Source organism: Ureibacillus acetophenoni (genome assembly GCF_900220965.1).
Classification (GTDB): domain Bacteria; phylum Bacillota; class Bacilli; order Bacillales_A; family Planococcaceae; genus Ureibacillus; species Ureibacillus acetophenoni.
Window position 1 is genome coordinate 23,743 of sequence record NZ_OBQC01000022.1, and the last position, 12,627, is coordinate 36,369.

Annotated in this window: 16 protein-coding genes, 1 tRNA gene and 1 other RNA gene; 12 read left to right on the forward strand and 6 right to left on the reverse strand. The window is 33.3% G+C overall.

All coding sequences use genetic code 11. From position 1 onward, the window contains the following. The first annotated feature begins 568 nt into the window (after positions 1-568). On the forward strand, positions 569-1,093 hold the full coding sequence (locus CRO45_RS18820; protein ID WP_097151176.1) for a hypothetical protein: 525 nt from the start codon (positions 569-571) through the stop codon (positions 1,091-1,093). Between the two features lie 134 nt (positions 1,094-1,227). After that, on the forward strand, positions 1,228-1,443 hold the full coding sequence (locus tag CRO45_RS20490) for a hypothetical protein (protein WP_097151177.1): 216 nt from the start codon (positions 1,228-1,230) through the stop codon (positions 1,441-1,443). A gap of 577 nt (positions 1,444-2,020) precedes the next feature. Here the strand turns inward: CRO45_RS20490 and CRO45_RS20225 are convergent. Beyond that, a complete protein-coding gene (locus CRO45_RS20225; protein WP_212613438.1) occupies positions 2,021-2,299 on the reverse strand; it encodes a hypothetical protein in 279 nt (92 codons plus the stop codon). A gap of 337 nt (positions 2,300-2,636) precedes the next feature. Here CRO45_RS20225 and CRO45_RS18835 point away from each other — a divergent pair, with 337 nt between their 5' ends. The 3 genes from CRO45_RS18835 to CRO45_RS18845 are packed head-to-tail and all read left to right on the forward strand — an operon-like array spanning position 2,637 to position 3,547. Then, the gene (locus CRO45_RS18835; protein WP_097151178.1) at positions 2,637-3,176 is read left to right on the forward strand and encodes a sigma factor-like helix-turn-helix DNA-binding protein; all 540 of its coding nucleotides are present in this window, start codon (positions 2,637-2,639) and stop codon (positions 3,174-3,176) included. After that, on the forward strand, positions 3,173-3,328 hold the full coding sequence (locus CRO45_RS18840) for a YvrJ family protein (protein WP_097151179.1): 156 nt from the start codon (positions 3,173-3,175) through the stop codon (positions 3,326-3,328). Before CRO45_RS18835 ends, CRO45_RS18840 begins: the two co-directional genes overlap by 4 nt. 12 nt (positions 3,329-3,340) lie before the next feature. Then, the gene (locus tag CRO45_RS18845) at positions 3,341-3,547 is read left to right on the forward strand and encodes a hypothetical protein (protein ID WP_235864675.1); all 207 of its coding nucleotides are present in this window, start codon (positions 3,341-3,343) and stop codon (positions 3,545-3,547) included. 979 nt (positions 3,548-4,526) lie between these two features. Here the strand turns inward: CRO45_RS18845 and CRO45_RS20180 are convergent. Then, positions 4,527-4,673: a DUF1016 N-terminal domain-containing protein gene (locus CRO45_RS20180; RefSeq protein WP_170949563.1), complete on the reverse strand. Its 147-nt coding sequence runs from the start codon at positions 4,671-4,673 to the stop codon at positions 4,527-4,529. A gap of 323 nt (positions 4,674-4,996) precedes the next feature. Between CRO45_RS20180 and CRO45_RS18855 the strand changes: the two genes are divergently transcribed. Beyond that, a complete protein-coding gene (locus CRO45_RS18855) occupies positions 4,997-5,458 on the forward strand; it encodes a hypothetical protein (protein WP_097151181.1) in 462 nt (153 codons plus the stop codon). A 16-nt stretch (positions 5,459-5,474) separates the two neighbouring features. Beyond that, positions 5,475-5,924: a hypothetical protein gene (locus CRO45_RS18860; protein WP_097151182.1), complete on the forward strand. Its 450-nt coding sequence runs from the start codon at positions 5,475-5,477 to the stop codon at positions 5,922-5,924. Between the two features lie 14 nt (positions 5,925-5,938). Here the strand turns inward: CRO45_RS18860 and CRO45_RS18865 are convergent, their stop codons facing one another. Together CRO45_RS18865 and CRO45_RS18870 are read right to left on the reverse strand one after the other, a co-directional pair. After that, positions 5,939-6,415, reverse strand: coding sequence for a hypothetical protein (locus CRO45_RS18865; RefSeq protein ID WP_097151183.1), 477 nt, complete (start codon positions 6,413-6,415; stop codon positions 5,939-5,941). A 468-nt stretch (positions 6,416-6,883) separates the two neighbouring features. Beyond that, a complete protein-coding gene (locus CRO45_RS18870) occupies positions 6,884-7,645 on the reverse strand; it encodes an MBL fold metallo-hydrolase (protein ID WP_097151184.1) in 762 nt (253 codons plus the stop codon). 82 nt (positions 7,646-7,727) lie between these two features. Between CRO45_RS18870 and CRO45_RS18875 the strand changes: the two genes are divergently transcribed. The 3 genes from CRO45_RS18875 (at position 7,728) to CRO45_RS18885 (ending at position 10,611) form a co-directional block, all read left to right on the forward strand. Beyond that, positions 7,728-8,291, forward strand: coding sequence for an LOG family protein (locus tag CRO45_RS18875; RefSeq protein ID WP_170949564.1), 564 nt, complete (start codon positions 7,728-7,730; stop codon positions 8,289-8,291). Positions 8,292-8,474: 183 nt separating this feature from the next. Further along, entirely contained in the window at positions 8,475-9,251 is a 777-nt protein-coding gene (locus CRO45_RS18880) for a GNAT family N-acetyltransferase (protein WP_097151185.1), read from the forward strand. Between the two features lie 160 nt (positions 9,252-9,411). Beyond that, complete coding sequence (locus CRO45_RS18885; RefSeq protein WP_097151186.1) at positions 9,412-10,611, forward strand: iron-containing alcohol dehydrogenase; 1,200 nt, start codon at positions 9,412-9,414, stop codon at positions 10,609-10,611. 100 nt (positions 10,612-10,711) lie between these two features. Here the strand turns inward: CRO45_RS18885 and CRO45_RS18890 are convergent, their stop codons facing one another. Continuing rightward, positions 10,712-11,089 (reverse strand): sodium:proton antiporter, encoded by a 378-nt coding sequence (locus CRO45_RS18890; protein WP_097151187.1) that lies wholly within the window; start codon positions 11,087-11,089, stop codon positions 10,712-10,714. Between the two features lie 211 nt (positions 11,090-11,300). Between CRO45_RS18890 and CRO45_RS18895 the strand changes: the two genes are divergently transcribed. Then, the gene (locus tag CRO45_RS18895; protein WP_097151188.1) at positions 11,301-11,933 is read left to right on the forward strand and encodes an RraA family protein; all 633 of its coding nucleotides are present in this window, start codon (positions 11,301-11,303) and stop codon (positions 11,931-11,933) included. 47 nt (positions 11,934-11,980) lie between these two features. Here the strand turns inward: CRO45_RS18895 and CRO45_RS18900 are convergent. Further along, positions 11,981-12,071, reverse strand: a tRNA-Ser gene (locus CRO45_RS18900). Between the two features lie 152 nt (positions 12,072-12,223). Between CRO45_RS18900 and ffs the strand changes: the two genes are divergently transcribed. Beyond that, positions 12,224-12,490: signal recognition particle sRNA large type (ffs, locus tag CRO45_RS18905), an RNA gene on the forward strand. Positions 12,491-12,627: the final 137 nt, after the last annotated feature.

Sequence of the window (12,627 nt, forward strand, 5' to 3'; positions counted from 1 at the left end):
TAGGTTGAATCGGACTTTGTCTTCACGTTTTTTTTGTGGAAAACAATGAGTACGGTGATAGATTATGATATTGGTAAAAATTTGCTCCTTAGTGAAGGAAAGGCTCAAAATCTAATCCCTACAATCCCAACATTCTAATAAGAAGAATGTTGGGATTGTAGTGGATATAATAAACGATAAGGATAGAAACATAAGAACAATATTCATATCTGTATTCTTTTCTTTTTTACGAACCTTTTTAAAATAAATTACTAAGTTTAAACAAAAGGTTACCAAAAAGATTACACTTGAAATAGCCGTAATGAATGTTACAACTTCCTAAAATGATTCCATTGAGGACATTATAATTTCTCCTCCCCCGAAGTGGTTATTAGCCCCTCCATCACCAATACTATAAAAACCTTATTCATCAAGAACATTTATTAATAAGTTAGCATTTTAAGGTGATATATAGATTCAATATTTAAAAAGATTTAAAAATAATTTTAAAAAGGTTGTTAAAAATCTACTGAAATTACCTTTATATATTGTAGCGCTAATAATAAAAAACAAATTGGAGGAAGATAATATGTCAATTAGACAAAAAGACGAATTCAAGATTGAACGATTTACACTTAATGAAGCCTTTGCTGTTAGAGATGCATACAAAGAAATGCGAAAACAAATTGTTGCTGAACAAAAAAACGGTACAATTATTGCAAATGCAATTGGACATGTAATTAATGTTTATAATCATGCGGTTGTTATTGGAGCAGTTGCTTCTGCATTTTTCACAAAAAGATCGAAGACAAGTGCGGGTGGTGGACTCACTTTGCTTGCAATTGGTAATGCAGCAGCATTATTAATTAGTGATTTACTTTATATCAATTCTAATAAAATCTCTACATTAACTTTTATCGATCATGGTATTGATGGATTAGATGATTTTATTACAAGAATGCGAGCGAATGGATTCGAAGAGGTAGAGGCCGAAAATCCTTATAAATATTACTATGATGGACCTACTGGTCAAGAGGTAATGTCAATTATCCAAGGAGAACCATATATTCGTGCCTTTTGGAAAAATGGTAATAAATACACCTTAGAACAATAAATAAATGAAGATAACTGGCGCATGAGAATATTTCATGCGCTTTTTCTTTGTCTAAAAATGTTCTAAATGAATAAAGAATGTATAATATTAATAATAGAGGGGCTAATAATTATTTCAGGGGAGAGTAATTTAAAATGATATCGTTAGAAACATGGGAATCATTTTCGAAAGTTGTAACGTTCATAACGGCTATTTCAAGTATAATCTGCGTTGTCACATTAATTATTAACTTAATAATTTATATAAAAAAGGTTCGTAAAAAAGAAAAAAATAGAGAAATGAATATAGCTCTTATAGTTTTAATGTTAGGTTTTATAATATTTAGTACAATTCCAACGTTCTTCCTGTAGTCTTCCAAGAGATAACTATTAAGATATATAAGGCTATCTGTAATGTGTAATATGAATTTTGGGAAGGTTTTAATAATATTCTAAAAGACTTTGAAATCTATGGTGGAGTAAGTGTCGAATAGGGAAGGAAATGTATTGTAATTCTTTATAAACGCTATTAAACAATAATGTTTACAGCGTTCCTGAAAGTATAACAATTTGCAAAGATACTTCTATCTAACTGGTGGTATTGTTCGATTAGAAGAAGGATATATCAATACGCCTCATTATCTTATGATGTGAATATTAAAGACGAATAAATACAAAATACGCCGAAAGCATTTACAACCTTAGAATCTTCCTCTTCGTGAATTAAAATGATTATATAACACCTATTTTTTAAAACTTTTATTTCTTCATTTATATTAATGAATTTCAATACAACCTTTTCAGTATTCGAGAATTACATCTTTATCTAATAAGAGGTGAAATCATTTAGAACAATTAGAAAGGGTTATCCTGTTAAACTTAAAACTTCAGGCGGATGGATTCCAATGTAATAGACAAAAACCTCTCATATTTGTGAGAGGTTTTTTCTTTACTTTTCAAATAATGATTCTATTAAGTTCAAAATAGAATCATCTTCTAATAAAAAATTATTAGAATACTTCTTATCGCCTTTATAATCAAAAATCGATATAACAAGGTTATCATGAATCCTAATTTCTAATACTCTTTTGCCATTTTCTCTGATCGCAATCCAGTAGGGGCCCCAAGTTTTTACACTCACTCGAGCTGCATCAAGATATGCTTTGGACATTTGTTGAATAATATCTCGCTCAAATTCGCCGAAGGCTGTCAACGACGTCCCGAACATTGCTTTTCCTGTTGACGTTGTTGTATCAAACCTATCATATGCATTGACGAACTCAACTTTTTTTCTTTGGGTTGATCTGTTAGTACCGTCAATATACAATATATGGACCGTATACAATTTTATATTGATATTTTGGTAGTTTAGTTTTATAGAATAATTTGTGATTTACGATAAAATAAGATTATTCTTTGAAAAAACAAATGAAATTTTGTAGTAGGTTGTGTTTTTCTTTTCTGAAATCCCTTTTTATATAAAAGAGAAATTAAAACTAAAGAGGCAATTATAGCTCTTTTTTTTACCTAAAATACGAACATACATTCTGTGTAGAGGTGTTATTATGTATCAATTGAACGAAATTAAAAGCCCGATTTTTAATTCATTTATCACTATCAAGGAGAATAAGGAACTTTATTTGGCATATTTAAATGATCAAAGTCTCTCCAATAAGGATAAACTTGACGAAGCATTTACTTCGCATACAAAACAGATCCTAGCAATTGCATATTTAAAGAAATTAATTTATTACGAATCCCGTCGTTTTGATAAAAAAAGAAGGGAATTTGAAAATAAACAACCCGTTATATTAAACGCTCCAATAGAAGAAGACATAACTATGATGGATACGATTGCGGATGAAAATTCTGAACCCCATTTTCAATTAGCTTTAAGAGCCAGTACCATAGAAGGGGTTATTAGGGATAACTTACTCATTGATGCTATTCGTAGATTAACAGATAGGCAAAGAGAAATTCTCTATTATCGTTATGTCCTAAATTGGAACGATACGATGATCGCAAAAAAATATAATGTGTCGCAACAAGCAATATCAAAAAGTCACAAAAAGGCATTACAAAAAATGCGGGAGGTGTTGAAATGATTGATAAGGAATTTATACAAATAATAGGGAATTTTGGGTTTCCAGTAGCAATTACAATCTATTTGTTAATTCGCTTTGAAAATAGAATAGAATCATTACGTAATTCGATAGATAACTTAACAAAAATCATTGGAGATTTAGAGAAGAAATGAGAGTGATTAAAATTGAAAAGAATAGGAGATTTTAATGAAAAAGAGATTCAACAATTAATTCAAAAAATCGAACCACTTATTTGTTATTCCTTGATTCAAACTAAACCAGAATTTAGAGATGATTTAAAGCAACATTTATACGAGTCATCATTAATTACATTGAAAAAGGTGAGATTTAGGGAACCGCAAAGCCTTTTTATAAAAAGCCGTGTAGAGTAATTTTAGAAAGAGCTGGATGTACGCATCTAGCTCTTATCTCCCCTTGGTTACTTAATAGAAGCCTATTGTACGTAATTTACAACTAAAGGAAGAACGCTGGTATTGTAGTAGATATTATAAACAAAAAGGAGAAAAACATGAGAACAATATTCATATCTGTATTTTTTTCTTTTTTACGAAACTTTTTAAAATAGATTATTAAGTTTACATAGAATGTTACCAAACAGATTACACTTGAAATGGCCGTAATGAATATCACAACTTCTGAAAATGATTCCAATGTTTCTAACGATATCATTCTAATTTACCCTCCCCTTAATGGAAATTAGTCCCTTTATAATGTTATATTATATAATCTTTATTCATTATCAATCTTTATTTTAGATTAAGAAAAAGCGCATGAAAACTTCTTATGCGCCAGTGTCCTAATATTATTGTTCAAAGTGTACTTATTACCGTTTTTCCAAAAAGCGCGAATATATGGTTCACCTTGAATAATTGACATACCCTCTTTACAAGTAGGGCCATCATAGTAATATTTATATGGAATTTAAGCCTCCACCTCCTCAAATCCTCGCTCGCATTCTTGTAAATAATGCAGAAACAACCGCATGATTATAAACATTAATAACCGATTGGATTGCATTTGAAAAGGTTGTAGCATTCCTTTGTTTTATTGATGATCCAAATAATGAAAAAATACATTTAATTAATTTTCATTTTGATAAAGATATGAACTTTAAATACTTGTTTGTAGGTGGAGAATAAAGAACACAGAGTATCAATATCGATTCTCTGTGTTCTTAGTTATTTGTTACATTGGAGGTAATGTAGCCACGAGATTACTAATACCATCTGCAAATGGCTATTCCTGCAGTATTTTGCTCTACTGTCGTATCGAGTTTTGATGCATCACTTTTATCACCAGAAAAACCAACTTCTGTTAATATTGACCAATCTTTGTTATCTGAATTTGGCGTTAGTAATTGTTTAATATATCTTTAAGCTGTCGTACATTCCAATCATACTCTTTTATTAATTCTACTAATTCGTTTTGAGTTTCCTTGTCTTTAATTGAAATCATCGCTCTTGCATGTCTTTCAGAAGTTCCTCTTTTCAAAGACATGATTAACACTTTTAAAAAGAGTTCCAACCATAATGGGTAGATACTCTTTTTTTGTTATGTATTTTCGTTGCTTAATTCATTTGACTGAAAAGAGTAAGTGTATAATGCGATTGTGAATGATGTTAGCAGAAACCTAACTGAAATTTTAAGACTGAATTCTTTGCCGTTGTTTTTGTATTGCAATTCCATTCTCTCACCCCCTTAATCCTTAATGTGTAAGAAAAATGAAAAATCCTTTTTTAAAAGGTTGTAAAAAGAGGATTGAATTGCCCTTTTAATATCGTTAGCGGCTAACAAAAACAAAAAACGAAGGAGGAAACAAAATGGCACGACGATACACATCAAGTACAGTAAGTGACGCAGTGTTAAACATTAGAGATTTAGAAACGATTAAAAATCTACGATATGCACAGTTTGAAATGCATACGATGGTAGAATCGGGGAATGATGGGGGTCGAATTATTCATTACTTAAATCTAATCCCTGAAATTGCTGCTATTTTCAAAATAACTCTAGGAGTGGCAGATGTAGCTGCACATTTAGGTGGTTTAGCGGCAGAGGCGGCTGATGACCAAAAGGAACGACTTTTAAATGACCTTTGGGCTGGTTATGAATCATTTAAAGCTATTCAGGAAGGGTGGAGTTCAAATATTGCTCTGCTGAAAGTACAAGTTCCGATGGCTAATATTACAGATGGTCATACTGGTAAAAAAACAGCGTATGTTCGAGGGCGAGCATTTACAACTTATCGACTTAATAAAGATGGCTCAGAGTTTAAATTTTAAAAAGGAGGAATAAATAATGACAACTGTTACAGATAGCGAGTTTTACCCAAAAATCGATATTAATGGTAATTCAGCGTTGTATAAAGCATATGGGATTGGAGAGGTGCAACAATATGTTGCAGACTTAATTTCAGAATATCAATTTAGAGCGAATTATGAACGATATATGAAGATTGCAGACGATTTACCAGACCATGCTAAACCTGCTGAACCAATAATTAAGGTTTATAAGATAATGGATAGATATATCCCATCAAGAAAGAATGATGTTGTGGAAGATTGTAAGCTTTCCAAAAACTACTTCTTAGAATTGAAGAAAAATATTGAAGCAGATATTTATCCAAAATGGGAAGTTCAATTGCGTGTTAAACGATACGCTACTAATGATGGAGGCTATATCGATATTGCAGTTGGTGGTTGGGTTACTGCTAAATATACACCAACAGGTCAAAAAATAATGATGTAATCAAAAGACCCCTCTTATCGAGGGGTTTTTTCTATTAAATTCAAATAGAATTCAGGTAGTTCGTTAGATTTTAACTTATACCATTCAACATCATCTGAAAAATTGTAGTAAGGAAATGCTAAATAGTAAGTGTTATTGTTGCGGTATAGAGAGAATTTTAAGTATGCACCTGAGCCATCCATGTATTTTTGTTCAACAAAAAGTGTTTTATTGGAAGGTTCCCTTATGTTATCCCCACTTACCATCGTTGTATTCATTAATTTAGTTATTGTTTTCATAATATCAGAGTTTATATTCACTGGAATCATAGTATTATCTTCTTCGGAATAGACAGATAGTTCCATCACTGATAAAAACTCATTATCGGGAGGAAAAATACGATTAGCTTCGGCAAAAGTTTGCGTTTGTTGTTCTCTTACGAAAAAATATATTAGAGCACTAATGATTAATAGAGAGATTAAGCTTATTAAAAAAAATTTCCTATTCTTCATTTCTTTATCGTTCCCTCCTGTAACTACAAAAAAAGGTTGCAAGAAAATGATACTACAAAATTTAGAAAAGTGAAAATTCCAAAAGTAATAGTTAAAAATAATCATTCAAAAGGAAACTGAAAAAATATAAAAACATTTCAGGTTAAGGTTTTATAAGAACTTTAACTGGGAGATATCCTAAAAATAGGAGCACATATGAAGCAAGCTATTGAAAACGAGAAATAGCAAGTTTGTAAGATAGATCGTGACGGCAGATGAGAATTCATTAGAAGGAATTCCGACAAAAGATGGATTTGAATGGTATTCAAATTACCTATAGACAAAAAGCAATTTACCGAAAATAACTTAAACAAAGAGGACTTGCCGATATTAGTAAGTCTTCTTTGTTTAACCAATTACTAATAGATTATAAATAATAATTTTAAACAAGACCATTATAAACAGTAATGAGGCTATATCTGTCTTGTATTATTTAAACTCAATTATTTTGCCTCTTTTAGCAAGTTGAATCTTCGCTTGCTCTATGACTTCCTCAAAATCCCCAACATTATCGTTATAGTGCATAGCATAAATTTTCTCGTGAATTTCAGAAGGATAATAGCTCAACACTTCTTCAATCGTTGCATGAGCCCCATTTGTAGTAAAACTAACATCTTGGAATATGGCAACTGTGCTTTCATCAATTTGTGATAATAAATTTGCCTGTTCTAATCGTTTAATATCACTTGTATAAACTAAATTTTTGCCCTTCCTGCTAAGTTTAAATCCTGAGCTAATCATTCCTTCTTGATGTGCATTGGTTGTATCAAAAACAGTAAACGTATATTCCCCAATAAACATAGACCCTTCATTTTTTGGTGTAATTAATTGACAGAAGTCCTCGACAGCCTGCCCTTGATTATTTAAACTGTGAGATAGGATGGAACGTATTGAATGTAAGAGCTTCTCATGCACAATAATCTTTGTCTTTACCGGGGCATGTTGTCCATTTTCAAAATTCCAATAACGTTGTAAAATCATTTCTTCTAAACCACCAACATGGTCGAAGTGAAGATGTGAGATATAGACAAAATCTATATCTGTATAGTGATAGCCAGCTTCAGCTAGGCTTGTACGTAATGTTGTACCTGCATCAACTAACAGTAATGTTTCACCTAATTGAAAGATATAGTTATTATGATAATTAGTTTTTGTAAAGGCACCACCAACGCCTAAAGGGGTAATCTTCATGTTACCGACTCCTTTTATTTACATTTAGTTAATATTTGAACGCTATAATTTATTGTAACGAAAAACGCGGGGGGATAAACATATGAATGTTGCAATTTATTGTGGATCACAAACAGGGAAAAGTCCAATTTATATAGAAAAAGCAAAAGAGTTAGGAGAAAAGCTTGCTAAAACAGGATTAGGTATAGTTTACGGGGGTTCAACAGTAGGTTTAATGGGTGCTGTGGCCGATAGCGCACTTGCCCATAAAGGTAGAGTGATAGGAATTATGCCGGAACATCTACAAAAACGTGAGCTGACACATCTTAACTTAACAGAGATTCATATAGTCGATTCTATGCATACTCGTAAAGCGAAAATGGCTGATCTAGCCGATGCCTATATCGCTCTTCCAGGTGGTTGTGGAACGCTGGATGAATACTTTGAAATCTTTACATGGGCTCAAATTGGGCTACATACTAAGCCAGTCATTTTATATAATATCAACGGATTTTATGATGCACTTGTTCAGCATTTTGAGAAGATGCTTGATGAAGGATTTATTCGGGCTGAACAACGAAGCATTTTACAGGTAGCAACATCTGTTGATGAGATTTTAGAGATTTTGTTAGTAGATCAAGGTAAAGCGAAGAAGATAGCAAATTAAGTAAAATAGTAATAGTGAGGAACAGAGAAACATAAATTTAGTGTTTCTCTGTTTTTTATTAAAGAATGACCAATTACAATTTCATTTTTCAAATAAAGGAATATTACTAAAAATAAAGAATAATAGATTCTATGATGATACCTTTAGTTTCCCCTTAAATATATTAACGAAAGGGTTTTGTTAGTGGGTAATAATGAATTAATTGCACTATTTCACAAAGAACTTCGTGAAGATGCCGAAGTACAAGGCTACACTAGAGAAAAAACAGAGCATGTCATACGCCATATTTCAAAGTTTGGTGAAAGAGGGTTTATCCTCTCATCGAATGTAAATGAAAACAATGCAAGAGAAGTAATTAAAAGTGAGTTAAATTATTTTAAAAACCTAAATCAGGATTTTGAGTGGAAAGTATATAGCTATGACAAGCCGGATCATTTAAAAGACATTCTAAAACAAGAAGGATTTACAATTGGAGACCCTGAAGCACTTATGGTCATGAAATTGGATGATCAGCACCCTTTACTTAATGACGGACAGTACCCTAATATTAAAGAAATAACAGATGAGCAAGGAATTAAAGAACTTATTGAACTAGAACATGCTATCTGGAATGAATCCCTTACAGAGCTTGGAGAAAGACTTTGGAGAGATAAACAAAATAACCCTGAGTCAGTATATCTTTATGGAATTTATGAAGATGGTCAGCTTGTTAGTGCTGCTTGGATGTACTTAGAAAAAGACTCTTCCTTTGCAAGTCTATGGGGAGGGTCAACGCTTCCATTGTCTCGAGGAAAAGGTTATTACTCACAACTATTAGCAGTTCGAGCACAGAAGGCATACGAAAAGGGGCATCCATATCTTACTGTTGATGCTAGTCCGATGAGTAGACCTATCCTAGAGAAGTGTGGTTTTCATTGCATTGCATACTCCTATGAGTGCCAGTCACCTAAAATTAAATAATGAGATTTTTTAAGAGGCGTTAATCCAATTAAAGGGATTTGCGCTTTTATTATTGAATTTAATGTTAATTAATTTTAATTCTAATTCTAGCAAGTTCAAAAGTTTAATAAAATGTTTCAACCTATTCTACACAGTTACTCTACGAAAAGGAGTTAGTGGTATGTACAAATTATATTGCAGGATATATCAACAATCTTTTAAATTTGCTAAAAATTTTCTATCGTGGCGTGAACCTGAATTATTAGAGGGAGAAAATAGTCTAGATAAACTCCCAGATCTTATAAAAAGTAAAGGAATTAATAATGTATTGATTGTAACAGATAAAGGAATTACAACGATTGGGTTAATGGATGATCTACTTGAAGGGCTACGATCTAAGGGAATTAACTATGTTGTGTACGATGGAACAGTTCCAAATCCTACGATAGATAATATTGAGGATGCGCTTAGTCTATATCGTGAAAATAAATGTGAAGGAATAGTAGCTTTTGGAGGTGGTTCACCTATGGATTGTGCAAAGGGTGTTGGTGCTCGAATTGCAAGGCCAGAAAAGGCTATTCCCCAAATGAAGGGACAATTAAAGGTGAGAAAAGCAATCCCTCCTTTATTTGCAATCCCAACAACAGCTGGCACAGGAAGTGAAGCGACTCTTGTGGCTGTAATATCTAATAGCAAGACTCACGAAAAATATGCAATTAATGATCCCGTTTTATTTCCCCATTATGCTGTACTAGATCCATTACTGACGATTAATCTTCCACCCCACATTACTTCAACTACAGGGATGGATGCTTTAACACATGCTGTTGAAGCTTATATAGGTAAGAGTAATACAGAAGAAACGAAGAAATGTGCAAGAGAAGCAGTAACATTAGTTTTTGAAAATCTCTATGAAGCATATTCAAATGGATCAAATATAACTGCCCGTAAGAATATGCAAAAAGCTTCTTATTTAGCGGGATTTGCTTTCACTCGCGCTTTTGTTGGCTATGTTCACGCGATTGCACATACGTTAGGTGGATTCTATAATTTCCCTCATGGCTTGGCAAATGCAATTATATTACCTTATGTTCTCGAATATTATGGTAGTTCGGCCCATAAACCATTGGCAGAGTTAGCAGATTTGATTGGTATTACGGAAGAATCGGATAGTATGGAAACAAAAGCGAAGAAGTTTATCAGCGAAGTGAAAAAGCTGAACGGATCTATGAACATTCCTGATAAAGTAAAAGGTATTAATGAAAAAGACATTCCAATAATGGTTGAACGTGCTATAAAGGAAGCTAATCCACTTTATCCAGTACCGAAAATATTAAATAAAAATGATCTATTTAATCTTTACCAATTAATTAGAGAGTAATAGATGAGGTCTTCTAAAGACTTTTAAGTGAACGAAAAGAGTTGATAACATTGATTGTGTAGTTAACTCTTTTTGGCTAAGTAGGCTAGCTTTGCATTTATTACATAAGAAAAATTGCAACCAAAAGAGGGATAGACATTAATGCTAATACCGCACAACTCCACAAAATTTGTTTACCTGTGGACATATTTTTTGGTCTGATACTGATGGTATCGTAAAGGTCATTAATTGCTTTCTCTTCTTTATGAAAAAGCATTGCTTGAAAACGGTCATAATCTTCTATATAGGATGAGGGTTGTTTGGGGTTAAAACGGATGGCACGAATCCAATCTGTTACATCTTTATCATTGTGCAAATAAACAATGGTTGGTGCAAGACCACCATTCATTTTAGCGATTACTTCAATATCAAATGTAGTCAATTTATATACAGTTTTACCGTCCTCATTTATGACTTCTTGGATTAGAGGATTTGTCATTTCTATCACTCCCAGTAAATTATTGTCTATCATTATCTTTCCCAATAAAAGTTAATTGTAACAGTTATGTAAAATTTACCAGTAGCGTGTATATTTAATCTTCATAATTAATATATGTATCAAATGGGTAACTTTATGTACATTTAATTAGGTATTTACGAATGTATTGTGAAACAGTTAATAATCCTTTTACAATTAGGAGGAAATAAGCATGGAAGACTTAACGATTAATGAAAGATTATTTGCACTTCCAACTACGGCAATCTCAGATGCTACAGGTGGACATACGAATTTAAATGCGCGTATTAAGCCACTTGCTGAACACTTTAAAATTGCAGGAAGAGCGTTGACTGTCCGTTTACCAGATGGAGAAAATCGAGCAGTTCTTGAAGCAATTAGTAAGGCGAAGAAAGAGGATATTTTAGTTATTGATGCAAAAGGAAATACGAATAGAGCTGTTGCAGGCGACTTTGTTATTTCTCTTGCACGAGGACTTGGTATACAAGGCTTTGTTGTTGATGGTGTTATACGAGATCTTGCTGCTATTAAAGCGTTAGATTTCCCTATATTTTCATTAGGAACAACAGTTGCTGCAGGATTTAAAAATGGTGGAGGAGAAGTAGGTGTACCAATATCTGTTGGGGGAGTGACTGTACATACGGGAGATTTCATCGTTGGAGATATTGATGGTGTTGTTGTCATTCCACAAGGCGAAGAAGAAAGAATCGCCGAATCAGCAGAAGCAAAAATAGTAAAAGATGAGGCTCGTGAAAAGGAAGCTTTATCGAATGGAGAAGAATCCATTCGTGCCTATTTAAAAAAAGTATTAAATACTTTTAAATAAAATAAAAAACCCGTTACCGAAGTAACGGGTATTATCATGCGTAATTATGGCGGAGGCGGTAGGATTTGAACCCACGCACGGTTTAACCCGCCTGTCGGTTTTCAAGACCGATCCCTTCAGCCACTTGGGTACGCCTCCGTATTAGACAAGAATTAATATATCATGATAATAAGGCTTGGTCAACAAAAAAGATAACTAAAAAATAGTTTTTTAAATAAATTTTTTAGAAAATGAAATTTCCAGATCTAAACATTGCATTTTTACCATAAAATAAAGTATACTAGTACTTGCCGTGCTAGGTGGGGAGGTAGCGGTGCCCTGTAACTCGCAATCCGCTCTAGCGAGACTGAAGTCCTTTTCTGAGGCTGCCCGCATGTAGGGTCTGCCTCTTGCACGTAGCGTTGACGGTTGGGTCCTGCGCAATGGGTACCCATGAACCATGTCAGGTCCGGAAGGAAGCAGCATTAAGTGGTCATACCCATGTGCCGTGGGGTAGCCTGACCCGAGCTGGCGACAAGAGTAACGCTTATGTGCGGCAGTCGAAGGAAGGTGCACGGCTTTAACGTGCATATGAACGCCCGTCTTTTATAGACGGGCTTTTTTATGTGCGACGGGCAGTTGCACCATGTGCAATAACAGCACAGGATAAACTGTTAAAGGTTGGAGGATGTTACTGAGGTAATAACAACTCCCG